The sequence below is a fragment of the Marinomonas phycocola genome (assembly GCF_047525455.1).
Taxonomy (GTDB): domain Bacteria; phylum Pseudomonadota; class Gammaproteobacteria; order Pseudomonadales; family Marinomonadaceae; genus Marinomonas.
The window spans coordinates 57,218-76,676 of the sequence record NZ_JBLIXL010000010.1; the positions used below are offsets into that span (position 1 = coordinate 57,218).

The following is a 19,459-nucleotide window of genomic DNA, read 5'->3' on the forward strand; positions in this document are numbered from 1 at the left end:
AAACAACGACCCTATACGCCTTAATTTAATCACAACAATACCAACAGTATGCCCCCAATAACTCATCTTCGAAGAACAAAACCAAAGAAGAACTAACACTACCATTGAACATAAAAATGTATGGTCCGCCTCGTTATTGCAAATGATATTTTCGATAACGAGGTTGGTTTGCGCTAATGTATTCGGAGTCGTTATTAGGCTTCGCCTCGCTCCACGATGAGATCCGCGCTAGATTGTCCTCAAAAAGCCCATAGCATTGTCTGCTGTTTTTTATGTCAGGTCTTCAATCTAGTGCTCTGACCGTTCTGTCATCTTCTTTATCATCTGCAAACTCGGGTTATACTCTTATTTCAAACGATTGTTTTGTTTTTAACACTGGCCAAGCAATCCGTACTAACTTATTCGCAAGCGCCACGACAGCAACATTAAATGGCTTTTTCGCTCGTAATTCCATGACCCACGGCCCAAACATCGATTGAGCTTTTTCTAACCTCGATAGAATCGTTCTGGCCCCATGAATAAAGAGTGTCCGGAGAGATTTATTTCCTCGCTTACTGATTCCCAACAAGGTTGGCTTCCCTCCCGTAGAATATTGGCGTGGAGCCAGCCCTAGCCAAGCCGCTCAGTGTCGTCCATTTTTAAACTCATTAATGTTTGGAATATCAGATAAACACTGGGCGGCGGTTAATGTACCCACTCCTGGTATCGACATAATAAGTTGGGCGTTGCTATTGCTATCAACCAATTTTTTGAGCTTCTCGCCCTGCTTAACGATTCGTTCGTTGAGATACTGGTAATACTCATGATGCCCTATCAACTCCTGCATGAGCATAGGAGGTAATGGCACATTTTTCTCTGCCAGCCATTGGAACAATAACTTCATCTTACTATGACCTGTCGGAAGGCTTAATCCAAATTCCAATAAAATAGCGCCTATTCTCGACATACAGGCTGTTCGTTCTTTGATATAGCTCGAACGTATTTTATGAATAACGGCGATCACTTGAGCTTCTTCCGATTTAATACTGACGAATCGCATGTTTGGACGCATTGACGCTTCCGCAATAGCATCTGCATCAATATAGTCATTTTTATTGGTTTTTACGTACGGTTTCACGTATTGAGGAGGAATGAGCTTGACATCATGACCAAACTTTTGGCATTGACGAGCAAGCCAATGAGAACCGCCACAGGATTCCATAGCTATGGTTGTCGAAGGGGTATTCGCGAGATGTTCGAGTAACTTAGTTCGTGTAAGACGCTTTCGATATTGCTCTCGTCCAGCATGATCGTGAGCAACAATATGAAAAGAAGATTTGCCTAAATCGATTCCAATGACTTTAATATTAAACATGATGGTTCGCCTCTTTGTTTAGCCACCCCTAAGCATAGCTCAGGGGTGAGGCGGACCATCTAATTAAGGCCGAATCCATCGACCTTTTTTAAACAGTATATCAGATACTTTTTACCACTATGGCGCTTCTGTACTGAGCTGTTGCTGCAATTGCATTTGCAACACCTGTGATTCCAAGCGATTAATAGCATCGTTCATTTGAGCTCTAAAGGCATCAACAGAGTCAATCGCCTCTTGATGATCTTTAAGCGTTCGCTCTATATCAACAGGTACAGAGGAGACACCAGCTGACTGTCTATTTGAAATAGCACTCACCGTAACACCTAAAGAATCCATATCGCCCGTTAACGTTTTTATTGTCTTAGATAAAGTCGTTAACTGTGCCTTTAAAGACGCTATTTCAGCATCATAAGAAGTCAGTTGAATAGAATTGGCTTCTAACCTTCCCTGAAGAGAAAGATCTTTCTCTTCTAAAGACGCTGATGCTTTCTGCAATTGATCCTGATTCAATCTCAGTTCGGTCAACACACCTTCTTGCTCAATCTTGACATTTTCTAACGCTGCCATAGCTTCAATTAGTTGATTGTAACCCGCTTCAATATCATTAAAGGCATTACCTTGCACAGCAATAAGCTTAGCTTGAGTTGACGCAGTTTCTTTTAAACTGGAAAGAGCCTCATTAATAGTCTCTACACTCGTTTTATTAGACGTTATCGCTTTTCGATTGGTATCGTATGCCACCCCCCAAAGCTTGCGAATTTCACTACTATGAATTTTCAGCGTTTCTTCTAATGTGGACCCCTGTTCATTAGCGGAGACATCAGCAGCAAGCAACTGGTGATCTAGATTTTTCACTTCACTTTTTGTAAGTTGCAACTCTCCTAACAACATTTGATTTTGCTGCCAAAGCCAATAACCCGCCCCACCAGCACCACCAAGAATTAACAACAATAAAAAATACACACCACCAAGGCTTGTTTTTTTATAGGTTACTCCCTCCGCATTGACAGGGCGAGCCGGTGGAGGATTTAATTTCCGCTTAATCTGTGAATTCGCGGTTCGTCTTTCGCTTACTTCATCTTGGTCTAAAGTAAGGCTTGGAATATCTACATTATCGTTTCTGGACATCGAGCTCTATTTCTTTATCTGTGGCTTAAAGGGAAAATTTAATAACCATACTAACTTAATGAATATAAAATTCATTTTTTCAGTGCTACTATATAAGCACCATTAACTGCTTGATAACAAGCATTTTTAGTATATTAACGCTAGGAGAAAAGATATGTCTTTCGAATTACCAGCTCTTCCTTACGCTAAAGAAGCACTTGAGCCTCATATGTCTACCGAAACTCTTGAGTTTCACCATGGTAAGCACCATAACACGTACGTTGTTAAATTAAACGGCCTTGTTCCTGGTACAGAGTACGAAGGCAAATCTTTAGAAGAAATTATTGCTGCTGCGCCTGCTGGCCCTGTATTTAATAATGCCGCTCAAATCTGGAACCATACGTTCTTCTGGAATAGCTTAAGCCCAAATGGTGGCGGTGAGCCAACTGGCGAATTAGCTGGCGCTATTAACTCTAAATGGGGCTCTTTTGAAGCGTTCCAAGCTGAGTTTAACGATAAAGCTGTAAACAATTTTGGTGCGAGCTGGACTTGGTTAGTTAAAAATGCCGCTGGCGAATTAGAGATCGTAAACACCAGCAACGCTGGCACACCTTCTACAAATGGCCAAACAGCCTTGCTGACTGTCGATCTTTGGGAACACGCTTATTACATCGATTATCGTAATGTTCGTCCTGATTATCTAAAAGGCTTCTGGGCTTTGGCTAACTGGGATTTTGCAGCAGCAAACTTCGCAGCATAATCTTTGAGAACTAAAGACCAAAACAAAAATACTACTTATATAGTATTTTCGTAAGTCATCCAAACCCCAGTAATTTACTGGGGTTTATTGTTTCTAAGGGAAGGCACGAGATGCTCATCACCCATACCAGGTGTCAATACATTAAGCAAATGTAAATACCCATTATTCTGAAAAGAAAGCACTTGCTCATTACTAATCTCAACCCTAACACCATCGTATTATCAACAATTTAGTTCGCTCTTAACTTCTAATTTAGTCCGTATAAAATCGGAGTGTGGGACATAAAGCAACTCACTTATTCTCCTAATACGATGGTCTTCGTACTCATCAAGCTGAAAATCTGCATAGGCAATCCGCCAAAGACAACGCATGATTTCATTTTTTTCAATATCACTGGCCTGCTCATTAATGACATTTGTGTATTTAAACATGTCATTTGCTCGTTCTGATTGCTCTTTAGCTTCTTCAAAAATGGTTTCAACTTCAGAACTCAACCCCGTTTGCTTTTTTAACACGTCGAGAATCTTCTCAACTTCTCGTTGATCAATGCCATCATCCGCCACCATAACTTCCACTAAGATAGTCGCAAGCGCTAAATGGTATGATATCTTTGGATCATCTGACTGAGACTGACTTAAGCCAGAAAATACGTTTTTCAACCCAAGCAACATACTCTTCTCCCATATTTTTTATATTATTATAAACAGTAGACAAACATTTTTTGTCATCGTCATAAAAAAGATAGAAAATCAACTTCGAACATCCCCCCCTTAAACGACCAACCGAATAAGGACTATTTATGGAATAATACATTACCCCCCTGATTGGCGGACTTCTAATAGGAGCAACCGCAACATTTTATCTGTTTTCAACAGGAAAACTATTGGGTATTAGCGGCATTCTTGCTCAGGCTGTTTTTAATAAAAAGAAAACGCGTGTTTTTTGGAATGGGGTTAGCCTGTTCCGAGATGACCAACCCTGACATAGTACTCGGTTTTTTTTGGATATTATAGAACACTGGAACCCAACACTTATCTTCGTAATGGGCAGCGCTAATAACCCCCCCTTATGACGGGGTTCTATAGTATAACCTCATTTTTAACTGGAAGTTCTCCCTTTCAATACCAAACAAAAAACAACACTGCATCCAAGTAATTATCACTAACCTGCAAACAGGCAATGTTATATTGCTCAATCTGCAGGCAAACGCTTCGTCAATCGACTAGGGCTTGGTCAGCAGCCTGACTAACTACGTGTCTATTTTTACTTTATGATTTTTCGATGAGAGCCCTCCACCGAACAACCATCAATTTTTGCTCTTTCAACACACCAAAAAGCCCAATAACCATTATCCTTTACAACCCTAAAGCACTCAGTCGACATCTAAACGCATTTTTTATAACGGGTGTAAAAAGTCACTTTTCTTATCAATAAATATTTTTAAAGCCACACTTTTTTGCCGTCATTTGATATATTGGCATAGCCCATGACAAACGATAAGGAAGAGTAATGCGCCCGATTGTTAATGAACTCTCAATCTACCCAATCAAATCCATTCAAGGAATCAAGCTAACAGAAAGCATCGCTGAATTTTCAGGCCTCACAAATGATCGAAAGTACTTAGTAGTCGATAAAAATGGAGAGTGCGTTACTGGTAGAAAACACCCTCTTATTACCTTGATCAATGCAACCATTCGTTCTGACAACACATTAGAACTGGCTCACCCGGATCAACCAGACAGTCTTATTATCAATCACACCGAATTTACGAATAAGCGCATGACAGTGGACGTATGGGAAACTAAAATTGATGCCTTAATTTGTGGCAGTAAATACGACACATGGATGAGCAATATTTTATCCGAGCCAGTCACGCTTGTTTATTTTGACGAGCAGTCTATTCGAGTCACAAACAGAAGGCCGGACATGCCCGTTAGCTTTGCAGACAGCTACCCTTTTCTCATTACCTCACTGGCGTCACTACAAGCACTTAATGATCGATGCCCTGAAACCATGGTAATGGAACGCTTTAGAAGCAACATCATTGTCGACCATTGCGATGCATTTGCCGAAGACACATGGCAAAAAATCAAAATTGGTGACGCTATTTTTGAAGCGGTCACACCCTGCGTTCGTTGTATTTTCACCACACTTGAACCAAATACGGCACAAAGAGGCAAAAAGGGAGAGCCTATTAAAACACTCGCAAAGTTCAGAATGCTTGAGAAAAAAGGCGTTACTTTTGGGATGAATTTTGTGTGTACACAACAAGGTTTAATTAAACAAGGTGATCCAATAGAAATACTGTCTTATCGAGAACCTGAACAATATACAGATGCAAAAACCACTAAAAAGCCCTCTTCTAATGAAAGTTAAGAAGAACAAAAAACGTAAAAAAGCAGCCTCTTGGCTGCTTTTTTATTCAACTAGGTTATCAATTTACAAAGATAAATCGAAAAATCGTTTAAGAATACATATTTTAGAAACGTCGATCCAAATTCACGTTAACTATACGTCTTGACTTTTCAAATAATCATCATAAGAACCATGATAATCAACAATACCCGTTGGCGTTAATTCAATAATACGCGTAGCCAATGACGATACAAATTCACGGTCATGAGAAACAAACATCATGGTGCCTGGATAGTTATCAAGCGCTAAGTTTAATGATTCGATCGACTCCATATCCAAATGGTTTGTTGGCTCGTCTAATAGCATCACGTTGGCTTTTTGCAACATCATCTGACCAAACAACATGCGGCCTTGTTCACCACCGGATAAGACTTTAACGGATTTTTTAATGTCGGTTTGAGAGAACAATAGACGACCCAAAACGGCACGAATATTTTGCTCTTCTTCGCCTTCTTTAGCCCATTGCCACATCCAGTCCACTAGGTCAGTGTCTTTTTCAAACATGTGAGCATGATCCTGAGCGTAATACGACAGCTCTGCATTTTCAGACCACTTCACTGTACCCGCTGTTGGCTCTAAATCACCAGCAAGACATTTCAACAAGGTTGATTTACCGATACCATTTGGCCCAATAATCGCAATACGCTCACCGACTTCCACCATCAGATCAAAATTGCTAAACAATTTCTCATCAAACGTTTTACCCAAGCCTTCAACCTGCAACGCCATGCGATGCAGCTTCTTCTCTTGATCAAAACGAATAAATGGATTCTGACGACTCGAAGGCTTAACCTCTTCCAGTTGAATCTTGTCGATTTGTTTCGCACGTGAGGTTGCTTGCTTTGATTTAGAAGCGTTTGCAGAAAAGCGGCTAACGAACGCTTTTAATTCATTAATTTGCGCTTTTTTCTTTGCATTGTCCGCTAATAAACGCTCACGAGACTGAGTTGCCGCTGTCATGTATTCATCGTAATTGCCTGGGAACAGACGCAATTGTCCGTAATCCAAATCGGCCATGTGCGTACACACACTGTTTAAGAAGTGACGGTCATGGGAAATGATGATCATTGTGCAGTTACGTTCGTTTAATACCCCTTCCAACCAACGAATCGTATTAATATCCAAGTTGTTAGTCGGTTCGTCCAATAACAAGATTTCAGGATCAGAGAACAAGGCTTGAGCAAGTAATACCCTCAGTTTCCAACCTGGAGAGATCTCAGTCATTGGACCGTAATGTTGCTCTAAAGGAATACCAACACCTAATAGCAATTCACCCGCACGAGATTCTGCCGTATAGCCATCCATTTCCATGAACTCCGCTTCTAAGTCACCCGCACGCAAGCCATCCGCTTCCGTCATGTTCGGGTTTGCATAGATCGCGTCTTTTTCCGATTTCACCGCCCACAATTCTTCGTGGCCCATAATAACCGTATCAATCACTGAAAAAGATTCGTATGCAAATTGGTCTTGCTTCAATTTCCCTAAGCGCTCATTAGGGTCTTTTGAAACGTTACCTGAAGATGGCTCTAAATCCCCACCTAGAATTTTCATAAACGTTGATTTACCACTGCCATTCGCACCAATTAAACCGTAACGGTTTCCTTCGCCGAATTTGACTGAGATATTTTCAAATAACGGCTTTGGGCCGAATTGCATGGTGATATTTGCGGTAGTAAGCAAGGTGATAATCCGAATTAATATAGTGAATAAATTCCGCTATGAAGTGCGTCAATTGACACCAAGACATCATAGACAGGCAAAGTGGCGCTATTATGACATAATTTTTTTTTCGAATCAGATATTCACTAGGAAAATCCTCATCTAATTAACAATTGTATTTTGCCTTAATTTAGCAAATTAAAACTCCAATCCTTTTTGCGCTTTAATCCCTCTTTTGAACGCATGTTTTACTTCTTTGATCTCACTCACAGTATCAGCAAGCTCTACTAATGAGTCCGCAGCACCTCGACCAGTCACCACTAAATGCTGAGCATCAGGACGAGAGAGAAACGCTTGCAAAACACGGTCTTCATCAAGATAATCGTAATGCAATAAATACGTCAATTCATCCAATACAACCAGATCGATCGTCTCATCTTGCAACATCTCTTCTGCATGTTTCCATGCCTCTTGCGATGACAGTATGTCTTGCTCTCTATTCTGTGTTTCCCATGTAAAACCCGATGACATAATCTCCCATCGAACATTTGGTTGGGATTTAAAAAAAGCTATTTCTCCGGTATCCCAATCGCCTTTAAGAAATTGCACAACACCAACTTTCATTCCATGACCTAACGCTCTGGCGACCATGCCTAAGGACGAACTTGATTTCCCTTTACCATTTCCCGTTAGCAATACAAAAGTGCCTTTGTCCGTCTGCGCTTTGGCAATTCGTTTATCAACATGCTCTTTGATTCTCTTCATGCGTACGGCATGCATTTCAGGGTCTTTCGGCGCTTTACTCATTTAACTTCCTTCTAACATTTGTTTGAGAGCATGTATAAACACATCACATGCGACATCTATAGCCACCTCATCATTTTGCCAAGCAGAAGCGCTAAACCAACCAGAATAGCCGATTGTTAAAGAGACCTGAGTTTCAAAATCGGAGAGTGGGATCAAAGAAATTCGCCACGTTTCACACACAATTTTAAGGTGGTATCGATGAAAACAAAACCGTAACTCTTTATTTTCATCGACATTGAGAATGATGCCTTTTTTACTTAAAACACCATTAAAAACGGAATATTTCGCCTCAATTGGAGCGTGATAAAGCAAACCATTAGACAAATAGACATCCTTTAAAATAGGGTTCCATTTCCAATAAGAATGCATATCTACCAAGACAGACCAAATGTCCTCAATAGGCTGATAGAACACCATTTCAGCCTGTTTATGTAGGGTATTAAAGTCTGTCATCTTCAGGGTCATAACCTAAATTAGGTGCCAACCAACGCTCTGCATCGTCTTTTGACATGCCCTTACGTGCGGCATACTCCTCCACCTGATCAGGCCCTATTTTACCAACCCCAAAATACGTACTTTCAGGGCGGGCAAAGTACCAACCACTCACGGCCGCCGTCGGCCACATAGCAAAACTCTCGGTAATGCTGATGCCTGTATTATCATCTACATTCAGTAAGGACCAAAGCTTTGCCTTCTCAGTATGATCAGGGCACGCTGGATATCCAGGTGCAGGTCGAATACCTTGATATTTTTCTTTAATAAGCTCTTGATTCGTTAACACTTCATCTGGCGCATAACCCCAAATTTCTTTCCGTGTTTTTTCATGCAAATACTCGGCACAGGCTTCTGCTAGACGATCTGCAATGGCTTTGATCATAATACTATTGTAATCATCATGATCTTTTTCAAAGGCGTCAACTAAAGGATCAATACCAAACCCAGTTGAACACGCAAAGGCACCAAAATAATCAATATTGCCACTGTCTTTCGGTGCGATGAAATCTGCTAGACTGTGATTATACTTACCTGGCGCAGTCAACTCATTTTGAGTTCGTAAAAATGATAAGGTTTCTAAAACTTCTGTTCGCTCTTCGTCAGAATAAAGCTCAACATCATCGTGATTCACTTGATTTGCAGGAAAGACACCGACAACCGCCTTCGCTTTCAATGACTTAGATTGAATCACATCGTCTAACATCACCAACGCGTCGTCAAATACTCGCGTTGCTTCCGCTCCCACCACTTCATCCGTTAAAATTCGTGGATACGCGCCCGCCAACTCCCACGTTTGGAAGAAAGGCGTCCAATCGATGTAGTTTTTCAACTCAGCTAGATCAATGTCGGCTTCCGTAAATACGGTTACACCCAATTTATTTGGTTTCATCGGCGGCACAGTCCAATCAATTGGCTGCTTGTTCTGGCGCGCTTTTATAATGGAAACTCGGCGCCCAGCCTTTGCTCTGTCTTTGTAACGCTTGCGTGTTTTTTCATAATCCAGCTTAACGTCATCAACAAATTTCTGACGACGCTCCCCTTTAGACATAAGCGCACTAGCAACACCCACACTACGAGACGCATTCGTCACATGCACCACTTGATTGCGTGTGTAGTTTTGTTCAATTTTCACTGCAGTATGAGCTTTAGATGTCGTCGCCCCACCAATCATCACCGGAATATCAAACTCTTGCCTTTCCATTTCTTTGGCAACATGTACCATCTCGTCAAGCGATGGGGTGATTAAGCCAGATAAACCAATCATGTCTGCATTTTGCTCTCGTGCCGTCCTAAGAATAACTTCCGATGACACCATAACGCCCAGGTCAATCACTTCAAAGTTATTACATTGAAGTACGACACCCACGATGTTTTTGCCGATATCGTGTACGTCACCTTTAACCGTCGCCATGACAATTTTGCCATTGCTTGACGATGCCGCATCTTTATTGCGCAGTTTCTCTTCTTCAATAAAAGGCATCAAATACGCGACGGCTTTTTTCATAACTCGCGCCGATTTCACCACTTGAGGTAAAAACATTTTACCCGCACCAAACAGATCCCCTACAACTCCCATTCCATCCATTAAAGGGCCTTCAATCACCTCTAATGGCCGACTGTAAGACAAGCGGGCTTCTTCTGTGTCTTCATCAATAAATTCAGTAATGCCTTTTACCAAGGCATGACTTAGCCGTTGACTCACATCCAATGAACGCCACTCCTGAGCACTTTTCTCAACGTCTTGCGAGCCATCACCGACATATTCACCCGCAATGGCCAATAAATTATCGGTTGCATCTGGGGTGCGATTTAATACCGCATCTTCGACTGCATCACGGAGTTTTTGTGGAATATCTTCATACAAGGCAAGTTGACCAGCATTCACAATTCCCATTGTCATGCCTTGCTTGATAGCATGATATAAAAACACCGTGTGAATGGCTTCACGTACTGGGTTATTGCCTCGGAATGAAAAAGAAACGTTTGATACACCACCAGATATTTTTGCGTACGGTAGTTCTCTTTTGATATCGCCACAGGCTTCAATAAAATCTAAAGCATAGCGATTGTGTTCTTCTATTCCGGTTGCAATAGCAAAAATATTCGGATCAAAAATAATGTCTTCAGCAGGAAAGCCAACTGTTTCAATAAGTACCTTATACGAACGGCGGCAGATCTCTATTTTACGTTCTCTGGTATCCGCTTGACCCACTTCATCAAATGCCATCACAATGACAGCAGCCCCGTATTTCATTAATTTTCTAGCCTGTTCGATGAATTTTTCTTCACCTTCTTTTAGACTAATGGAGTTAACTACCCCCTTGCCTTGAATGCACTTTAAACCCGTCTCCAAGATTTCCCATTTGGAAGAATCCAACATGATTGGCACTCTTGAAATATCTGGCTCTGAGGCAATCAACTTTAGAAAGCGCTCCATAGCAGCTTCCGAATCCAACATCCCTTCGTCCATGTTGATGTCAATGATTTGAGCGCCGTTCTCTACCTGTTGTCTTGCTACATCCAATGCCGTGTCAAAATCGCCTTCTTTGATCAGTCGTTTAAACATTGCTGACCCTGTCACGTTGGTTCTTTCACCGACGTTTACAAATAAAGACGTATCATTAATATTAAACGGCTCTAAGCCTGATAAACGACACTCTTTTGCAATTTCGGGAATAGCGCGCGGCTTACTCTCTAAAAACGCCTCTGCGAACGTTCGAATATGCTCAGGTGTCGTGCCACAACACCCACCAATAATATTAATGAAACCATCATCAACCCAACCCTGAATTTCCTCTAACATTTCCTCTGGTGTTTCATCATATTCGCCGAAAGCATTAGGCAATCCAGCATTAGGGTGAGCAGAAACATACGTATCGGCGATACGGGATAATTCGCTAACATATTGACGCAAATCCTTTGGCCCCAAAGCACAGTTAAGCCCAACACAAATTGGTTTTGCATGGGAAATTGAGTTCCAGAACGCTTCTGTGGTTTGACCGGATAATGTACGGCCAGAAGCATCAGTAATGGTTCCTGAAATCATAATAGGGTAACGAACCCCTGTACGTTCAAAGTATTCCAGTACTGCATATATAGCCGCTTTTGCATTCAAGGTATCAAAAATAGTTTCGATTAGTATTATATCGACCCCCCCTTTGATCAACCCGTCTACAGAGACAAGATACGCTTCGACCAACTCATCAAAAGAAACATTGCGAAACCCCGGATCATTAACATCGGGAGAAATAGAACAAGTCCGACTCGTTGGTCCTACTGAACCCGCAACAAATCTTGGCTTATTTGAGTTACTGGCGGTAAATTCATCTGCCACTTTTCTAGCCAACTTCGCGGACTCAAAGTTCAGCTCGTAGCTCAGCGCTTCCATGTTGTAATCCAACATTGAAATAGAGTTAGCGTTAAACGTATTCGTTTCAATTATGTCGGCACCCGCAGCTAAATAACCACGACAAATGTCTTCGATTATTTTAGGCTGAGAGAGTGAAAGTAAATCATTATTTCCCTTTACATCGCTTTTCCAATCCGCAAACCTTTCCCCACGATAATGACTTTCTTCTAATTTATAGTCTTGTATCATGGTTCCCATCGCACCATCGAGAATTAAAACGTTTTGTGCGAATCTTTGTTCAATAATGGAATACGAATCCGACTTTACCACTGGATATACCTCTAAATATGTTTATGCAACACTACTATAACGAATTGCAGCGAACAAAAAGTTGAAAAATAATAATGTGAAGGTGAATTTTTTAAGGTTAACGATAGATGCGACCATCATGCCACAAAAAAAACGCTCAATAAAAAGACATTATTGAACGTTTTTACGATTTGCCTAAAATAAAAAAACAAACCATTTGTAGATTTTTAAGAGATATTATTATTTCCCTTTACCCATTCGTCCCATGAAGAACCCACCGAACAATCCAGCAAGAATAGCAAGCCCCCAAAATCCATATTCTTCCCAAAAATCATCATCTTCGAGAGTCACTAAGGTTTGATCTCGATATACTTGACGACTGAAGCGCTGATCATGGTATTGAATCTGTTGATGAACAAAAAGATCCACTCTGGCCGCTCGCTGTTCATTTAATCCACTGATCCTCCAACGCCAAATTAACTTGCCATCTTCAACCGTCGATTCGGCCTCGGTAGCACTAATAAGATCAAACGATGTATCTACAACCAATTCAGCCACATACACTTGACCAGAGACTACATTGTCCACTTCAGCAGTAACAATGACTTCGAACGCACTGTTCAGTGGCATAGCGGTAGGTCGTTGCCATTGAACATTTTTTATATTGCTTTTAAGTTGATTTTCTAAGGCATTTACTTCCGCTTCAAATGGAATTAATGAATTAATTTGTTGCTCTAAAACCAGCTTCTCTGCTGCCAATGTTCGCTCACGTTGCTCTAAAGATTCAAGCTCTGCCCTTATAAGAGGAAGCTGAGCCTGTAATGCTTCTAGCTCTTGATTAAGCTTAGATTCTTTTACTTTACTCAAGTCCAACTCCGAGCGAACAGAAGCTAATGACAGCTCAATCTTGCGATCTATTTCAGATAACTTCTCTAAATCTCTCAGCAATATAGCGAGTTGTTCTTTGTCATCATCACTTATCTCGCTCTTTTGAAGCAAAGCGTGTAATTGCGCTTTAAATTTATTCAATAGTGCCTGTTGCTCGATGAATGCCTGTTCCAACTGCATAATTTCAGACGTCAATAAAGCATTTTCTTCTACTAGAGGATTACTCTCAACTTGTAGAGTGTTTACAAAATTAGACGATTCGATGACAGCAGGAATGTTTCGACCATTATTAGACTTGTCTAGAGACGCATTATTTGCAGAAGAATAATTTTCGGAAGCATGACTTAATTGAAGAGTAGGCGATTTTGATTGCAATTGCGCGTCAGCTTGTAGGTTCGCAATAATTTTATCTTGAACTGAAATACGATCCCATAAAATTTGATGTTGCGATCTTGAGTCCGCAATCGCACCACCAAGATCAAAATTCTTCTGTTTAAGTTTTGCATAGGCATCCCTTAAATCTGTATTGCCTTTTTTCAAGATTGAGTGCTGTTGATCCAGTGCTTGATGGCGAATATTCAATGCATCATATTGCTCAGTTAATGCGGCTTGCTTTTCCTCTAACTCTAATACAGTTTGGGCGTATTCATCGTTTAATGCTTGAAGGTTTAAAACGTTTTCGTACTCACTAGAAAGCTCTTCAACAAGATTACAACCTTCAGTTGACGTATCTACTGCGGCGACATCAACTGAATGACTTTCTACTCCACCATCGTCTACTGCATTAACAACGTCAACCGTCGATGTTTTTGCAACACCCTCTTCTGCATGGGTGGATATCGCTGAGCAGTCACTTTCAATTAATTTAATATTATCCGGTTGCGCTTTTAACGCTATGATCTTATTTGCTAACTTCGTATTTTCACTCATTAACGTATCAAGCTCTTCACGCAGCCCATTATTTTTTAGCTTTAATGACAGATAGCGCTCTTCCAGCTTACTTCGAATCGCTTTCTCATTCTCTAAAGACTGCAACAAAGTTGCATTGGACTCTGCATTTTGCAGCGTAAGCCGAGTTAGCTTATCTTCTTGATCATTCAGTTTTTTGTTTAATTTAGATAATTCTGCGTCATTTAGTGCGATTTTTTTACGTAAGGCCGCTATTTCAGATGTGTTTTTTTGAAGATTATTTTGTAATACTGCGTTTTCAGTTGAGGGGCGATCATCAATCACGGATCCTTCATTAGACGATGGCGTCGTTACTTCAAGCGTACTGCCCTTCAGTTCTTCACGCGTTGTTGAACACGAAGAAACTACAACACCCAAGACGATCGTACCTATCAGCGTTTTCCACCTAACCATCTTTTGCCCCTTTATACCAAGCCAAGATCAAATAACACTCATGTTCTTATGACAGATTATGAAATACATTGCAAAAGTCCATCCATAAAAACATACTTTAATCATGAAAAAAGCGTTAACTGTAAATAAGTTAACGCTTTTCAAGCATCACTTGTCTTTTATTATAGACTAAGCAAGACTTTTCGATACAACCTCAAAGACATCTTTAGATAATTCTTCTGACAAAATTCTTTCAAGTTGTTTTTGCATTAATACAGATAAACTCGGCGTCATTTTTTTCCAACGGGTTAACGGTGTACACAACCTTGATGCTAACTGAGGATTACGCTTATTCAAAAGAATAATTTGATCTGCCAAGAACTCATAGCCCGAGCCAGACGTATCATGAAACGTACTCACACTTGATCCCAACCCACCTAACACAGCTCGCACCTTATTAGGATTTTTCAAATCAAAGGCTTCATGCTCCATCAGACCACGAACTTGATCCAACCCATTGTCCGCTTCTTGCCCTGCAATTAACATTAACCATTTATTTACAACCAATGCTTCATGGGACCATTGAGAATAAAAGTCATCAAGCATTACTTGAAAATCAGAATGCCCGACATTAACCGCGATGGATAAAGCAGAAAACTGATCGGTCATATTATCAGCCGCGTTGAACTGGTCAATAACCGCTCGTCTTGCCGTAACTGAATCGGATTCATTCCAATAAGAAAGCGCCACAGCCTTCAATTTACGTTGTGCAATTTGATCCGCCGTCGGCAAATAATCCACTTTTGCATTATTCTGGCTGTAGCAATCAGCAAATTTTTGTTCAAGAGCACAGCCAATCAAGCGTTTCAGATGTGTCCTAGCCGCCTTAATCGCATGCGGATCAATTTCAGTAGCAAGCTCAGAAAGGTAAGCCTGGCTTGGCAAGGTCAAAATAAGAGAAACCATGGATTTATCTAACGTTTCGTCTGACAACACACGTTTAAAGCCGACGAGAAGTTGCGACTCTACAGTAAGAGTTTCACCGAGCTTAACTTGCTCAATTAACGCCGTCAGTTCACGTACTGCTAACTCTTGTGCCGCACTCCATCGATTAAAACCGTCATTGTCTGATGACATCAATAACAACAACTGCTCTACCGTATAGTTATGAGACAGCTTTACAGGTGCAGAAAAGCCTCTCAACAAAGACGGAATCGGTGCAGAAGCTACATTTTTAAATTTAAACACTTGTTCGGCTTTATCTAAATGCAATACATGCTCTTGTGCATTCACACCATCTAGGTCGGCATTGAGTACGTTACCCTCATTATCCAACAACCCCATACGAACAGGAATCAACAAGGGTAATTTTGTTGGTTGATTCGATGTAGGTGGTGTCATTTGGCTAACGGTTAATTGGTACGTCTTTTCCACGTCATCGTATTCACCAGACACCTCCACTCTTGGCGTACCGGCTTGGGAATACCAACGCTTAAATTGAGACAAGTTAATGCCACTTGCGTCCTGCATCGCTTGGACAAAATTATCGCACGTGACAGCTTGGCCATCATGACGATCAAAATACAAATCCGATCCTTTACGGAACATTTCTTCACCTAAAATCGTATGAATCATACGCACGATTTCAGACCCTTTTTCATAAATCGTAAGTGTGTAAAAGTTAGAAATTTCGATAAACGAAGCAGGTCTAACTGGATGCGCCATTGGCCCCGCGTCTTCAGCAAACTGTGCCGTTTTTAGAAAAGACACATCTTCAACTCGCTTCACCACCGGAGAATTCATATCCGATGAAAATTGCTGGTCTCTGAATACAGTAAAACCTTCTTTTAGACTTAATTGGAACCAATCACGGCAAGTAACACGATTACCAGACCAATTATGGAAGTATTCATGAGCAACAACCGCTTCAACGCGCTGATAACCGTCATCCGTTGTTGTTTTAGGGCTAGCGAGCAAGCAAGAAGAATTAAAAACATTCAACCCTTTGTTTTCCATCGCCCCCATATTGAAATCATCAACAGCCACAATCATAAAAATATCAAGATCATACTCACGGCCATATTTATCTTCATCCCATTTCATAGAACGTTTCAACGCATCCATTGAATAATCAACTTTGTCGATGTTGTGTGCTTCAGTGAAGATTTTTAACTCAACAGTACGACCACTTTGAGTCACAAACTGGTCTTCAATAACGTTCAAATCACCCGCAACTAAAGCAAACAAATAGGCCGGCTTTGGAAAGGGGTCATGCCATACGGCAACGGTTTTACCTTCTTCATTTACACTACGGCTAACTTCGTTACCATTAGACAATAACACTGGGTAGTCATCCGCATTAGCAATAATAGTTGTCGTAAAAACAGACATTACATCAGGACGGTCTAGATAATAAGTTATATGGCGAAATCCTTCAGCTTCACACTGAGTACAAAACATAGACGATGAACGATATAACCCTTCAAGACGCGTATTATTTTGCGGCTCGATCAATGTTTCACAAGTTAAAATAAATTCGTCTGCTGTTGCAGTAATGATAATTTGATTATCAGTTAAACAGTATTCTTCAGATGGTAACTGATAATGATCCATTGCAATCGCAATCAGTTTAACGTCTTCTCCTCCATCCAATATTAAAGGCGCTGTTTTATGCTTTGATTCAGGGTTACGACGCATGTGTAAATGCGAGGTAACAACAGTAACAGATTCATCCAAATCAAAGACAAGTTCTGTCTTATCAATCAAAAATGCAGGAACTTGATAGTCTTTCAAATAAATAGCTGAAGGTTGACCGTCTTTCATAGTATGTGTGCCCTATACAATAAACTTTGCTTGATACCCAGTGTATTTACGAATATTAATAACCCCCGTATCTAATATCCAATATTGCCCTTTAATGCCTAACAATGCCCCTTCAACCAGAGGCGTTTTCTCTGCATTGATGCTAACAACTTTCGTAGGGTACTCAATAACAGGGTAAGTGAAATGATGTGTTTCGTTATGATCCGAAAGATCTACGATGGCTTGCAGTCCAAATTCATTTTGCAAAGCATCCAAACTTTCGTAAATTTGTCCGATGAGACGCTCTTGCTGAACCTCTAAATCCATTTCAGGGGAAGGCCCTTTAAGCATTGTCCGCCAATTTGTTTTATCTGCAACCACCTCTTTAAAAAGTGTTTCTACCAGACCAGATAAACGGCGGTTAGACACACTAAAAATGGCTCGACCTTGTGTCGCACCTTGATCCAGCCAACGTGTCGGTAACTGATCACCTCGGGTTATACCCACTTTTAAAGCGGAAGAATTGGATAGATACACATAATGGCTTTGCATACAGTATTTTTCAGCCCATTCAGGCTCACGACATGTACCTAAATGATAGTGACATTTCTCTGGGCTCATAATACATACATCGCACATGGCCAACCTTGAGAAACAAGCATAACAAAAGCCTTGGCCAAACGATTTTTTTGTCACTTTTCCACAATGAGTGCATTCAATCGCGCCACTGAATTCAAGCGAGACTTTTTTGCCCAATAATGAATTCAGCGGCAATAAATTATCGCCTATTTTCAACGTGTATTCGACATTACCATCAACAACCTGTGCCGGCATTTTGCGCAACGAACCTTGTAACATCAATGCTTCACCTGCGCAGAGTTGTCTACCCATTTAACGGTCTCATGCTCCAGCGTGTCTTCTTTAGAGCTGCAACCTTTATGAGCATTTCGATCGATGAAACCCACTCGCTGATCCTCTTCTTTGTTTGAAAAGTCATACGCGATGATGGCTTGCAAACACAGCTCAGTCTGTTCTGACGTAAGGCGAATACCATTAGGCCATTTGCCTAATTCAACAGCTTGTTTCAAGCGCCCATAAACTTCAGGGGTTAGATTATTAATCATATCGTTAAAATTCATAACTTTATCTCTTATGCTCTACTCATTGAGCGACTTGTCTATTTCACTCACTCTTTTTAACTTTCGCTAAGCTCTTCTCGTTCTGTTTTTACTTAACAAACCGTATACAACAGCCAACAATGAACCACTCACCAACCCCACTAAATGGGCTGTATTTGCCATATTCCCAAGCCCTAGTGACTCAGGAATATCCGTATATCCAATACCTAACCACACAAGAAAAAACACCATTAAGCCTTTATTTATTAAAGAAGGCCAATTTGGGTTCACATATACTATTACCCAAGCAAAGCCAATGCATCCATAAACTACTCCGGAAAGCCCACCAAATAACGGTGATTGAGTATCCCAGTACTGAAAAATATTGCTTGCAACCCCAATGATAATAAAACCGACAGACCACAAAATAGAACCTATTAGTTTTTCTAACTTACGACCGATTTCCCAAATCCAAAGTAGATTGAAAACCAAATGCATAATACTGAAGTGCAAAAAAACGGGGGTTAATAAACGCCAATAAGCATGAGATTCATTCATTTCAGAAAGAGGCTTACTGTATAAGTAGTTATTTTCAATAATCAGAGGCGTAATGGTAAACCAGCCTAAGAAAACATAGTTGTCGCCCAGTTGAGTTATCAAACAAACACATAGAGTTATTACGACAGTGCTGAATACAATAGGATAGAGTTTAAATAAAAGCCATAAAGACGCTATAGTAAACGACCGAGTCGGGGACGTCGTGTTTGGAAAATTCGCCTCTGGCGCTTCTTTATTTTGCGACGTTGCTAGCTCTTCCATGCCTAATTCAAAAGAACGTATCAGTTGTTCTGCAACCAGCGCATCGTTATCATCAACTAACCATAATTCAAGGTTACCATTATTAGATACAATACGATGACCAACCTTATGCCGCCATAAAGCACGACTTAAGTCTTCTGGCTTTTGATTTTCAAGAAACCGATACATTAAGTGCATGTTTATCTAAATACCTATTTTATTTGACAAATTAGGATTAAAAAGATCGCTTAGCGCAG

At 40.7% G+C, this 19,459-nt stretch carries 13 protein-coding genes and 1 pseudogene; 2 read left to right on the plus strand and 12 right to left on the minus strand.

Features of this window, described 5'->3' with window-relative positions; genetic code table 11:
* Positions 1-337 precede the first annotated feature (337 nt).
* Both ACMUMJ_RS09460 and ACMUMJ_RS09465 read right to left on the minus strand, forming a co-directional pair.
* Positions 338-1,354: pseudogene (locus tag ACMUMJ_RS09460) on the minus strand (IS110 family RNA-guided transposase).
* 117 nt (positions 1,355-1,471) lie between these two features.
* On the minus strand, positions 1,472-2,482 hold the full coding sequence (locus ACMUMJ_RS09465; protein ID WP_414678591.1) for a hypothetical protein: 1,011 nt from the start codon (positions 2,480-2,482) through the stop codon (positions 1,472-1,474).
* Positions 2,483-2,636: 154 nt separating this feature from the next.
* On the opposite strand from ACMUMJ_RS09465, the gene ACMUMJ_RS09470 reads away from it, so the two are divergent.
* Positions 2,637-3,221, plus strand: coding sequence for a superoxide dismutase (locus tag ACMUMJ_RS09470; protein ID WP_414678592.1), 585 nt, complete (start codon positions 2,637-2,639; stop codon positions 3,219-3,221).
* A gap of 221 nt (positions 3,222-3,442) precedes the next feature.
* Here the strand turns inward: ACMUMJ_RS09470 and ACMUMJ_RS09475 are convergent, their stop codons facing one another.
* Entirely contained in the window at positions 3,443-3,892 is a 450-nt protein-coding gene (locus tag ACMUMJ_RS09475) for a tellurite resistance TerB family protein (protein WP_414678593.1), read from the minus strand.
* Positions 3,893-4,730: 838 nt separating this feature from the next.
* Between ACMUMJ_RS09475 and ACMUMJ_RS09480 the strand changes: the two genes are divergently transcribed.
* A complete protein-coding gene (locus tag ACMUMJ_RS09480) occupies positions 4,731-5,597 on the plus strand; it encodes an MOSC domain-containing protein (protein ID WP_414678594.1) in 867 nt (288 codons plus the stop codon).
* A 132-nt stretch (positions 5,598-5,729) separates the two neighbouring features.
* On the opposite strand, the gene ACMUMJ_RS09485 is transcribed toward ACMUMJ_RS09480, so the two are convergent.
* From ACMUMJ_RS09485 to ACMUMJ_RS09525, 9 genes are all read right to left on the minus strand, one after another.
* Positions 5,730-7,316: an ABC-F family ATPase gene (locus ACMUMJ_RS09485; protein ID WP_414678595.1), complete on the minus strand. Its 1,587-nt coding sequence runs from the start codon at positions 7,314-7,316 to the stop codon at positions 5,730-5,732.
* A 177-nt stretch (positions 7,317-7,493) separates the two neighbouring features.
* Entirely contained in the window at positions 7,494-8,102 is a 609-nt protein-coding gene (gene cobO / locus ACMUMJ_RS09490; protein WP_414678596.1) for a cob(I)yrinic acid a,c-diamide adenosyltransferase, read from the minus strand.
* The gene (locus ACMUMJ_RS09495) at positions 8,103-8,555 is read right to left on the minus strand and encodes a hypothetical protein (protein WP_414678597.1); all 453 of its coding nucleotides are present in this window, start codon (positions 8,553-8,555) and stop codon (positions 8,103-8,105) included.
* A complete protein-coding gene (metH, locus tag ACMUMJ_RS09500; RefSeq protein ID WP_414678598.1) occupies positions 8,542-12,276 on the minus strand; it encodes a methionine synthase in 3,735 nt (1,244 codons plus the stop codon). Before metH ends, ACMUMJ_RS09495 begins: the two co-directional genes overlap by 14 nt.
* Before the next feature lie 219 nt (positions 12,277-12,495).
* Positions 12,496-14,505: a coiled-coil domain-containing protein gene (locus ACMUMJ_RS09505; protein WP_414678599.1), complete on the minus strand. Its 2,010-nt coding sequence runs from the start codon at positions 14,503-14,505 to the stop codon at positions 12,496-12,498.
* Positions 14,506-14,673: 168 nt separating this feature from the next.
* Positions 14,674-17,307, minus strand: coding sequence for an aminopeptidase N (gene pepN, locus ACMUMJ_RS09510; protein WP_414678600.1), 2,634 nt, complete (start codon positions 17,305-17,307; stop codon positions 14,674-14,676).
* A 12-nt stretch (positions 17,308-17,319) separates the two neighbouring features.
* A complete protein-coding gene (locus ACMUMJ_RS09515; protein ID WP_414678635.1) occupies positions 17,320-18,144 on the minus strand; it encodes a DUF2797 domain-containing protein in 825 nt (274 codons plus the stop codon).
* Entirely contained in the window at positions 18,144-18,425 is a 282-nt protein-coding gene (locus ACMUMJ_RS09520; protein WP_414678601.1) for a YeaC family protein, read from the minus strand. Before ACMUMJ_RS09520 ends, ACMUMJ_RS09515 begins: the two co-directional genes overlap by 1 nt.
* A 66-nt stretch (positions 18,426-18,491) precedes the next feature.
* A complete protein-coding gene (locus ACMUMJ_RS09525; RefSeq protein ID WP_414678602.1) occupies positions 18,492-19,400 on the minus strand; it encodes a rhomboid family intramembrane serine protease in 909 nt (302 codons plus the stop codon).
* Positions 19,401-19,459 lie beyond the last annotated feature (59 nt).

Coding starts and splice junctions, on each gene's coding strand:
- ACMUMJ_RS09465 (WP_414678591.1), bottom strand. CDS start 2,482: ATGTCCAGAAACGATAATGTAGATATTCCAAGCCTTACTTTAGACCAA.
- ACMUMJ_RS09470 (WP_414678592.1), top strand. CDS start 2,637: ATGTCTTTCGAATTACCAGCTCTTCCTTACGCTAAAGAAGCACTTGAG.
- ACMUMJ_RS09475 (WP_414678593.1), bottom strand. CDS start 3,892: ATGTTGCTTGGGTTGAAAAACGTATTTTCTGGCTTAAGTCAGTCTCAG.
- ACMUMJ_RS09480 (WP_414678594.1), top strand. CDS start 4,731: ATGCGCCCGATTGTTAATGAACTCTCAATCTACCCAATCAAATCCATT.
- cobO (WP_414678596.1), bottom strand. CDS start 8,102: ATGAGTAAAGCGCCGAAAGACCCTGAAATGCATGCCGTACGCATGAAG.
- ACMUMJ_RS09495 (WP_414678597.1), bottom strand. CDS start 8,555: ATGACAGACTTTAATACCCTACATAAACAGGCTGAAATGGTGTTCTAT.
- ACMUMJ_RS09505 (WP_414678599.1), bottom strand. CDS start 14,505: ATGGTTAGGTGGAAAACGCTGATAGGTACGATCGTCTTGGGTGTTGTA.
- pepN (WP_414678600.1), bottom strand. CDS start 17,307: ATGAAAGACGGTCAACCTTCAGCTATTTATTTGAAAGACTATCAAGTT.
- ACMUMJ_RS09515 (WP_414678635.1), bottom strand. CDS start 18,144: ATGTTACAAGGTTCGTTGCGCAAAATGCCGGCACAGGTTGTTGATGGT.
- ACMUMJ_RS09520 (WP_414678601.1), bottom strand. CDS start 18,425: ATGAATTTTAACGATATGATTAATAATCTAACCCCTGAAGTTTATGGG.
- ACMUMJ_RS09525 (WP_414678602.1), bottom strand. CDS start 19,400: ATGCACTTAATGTATCGGTTTCTTGAAAATCAAAAGCCAGAAGACTTA.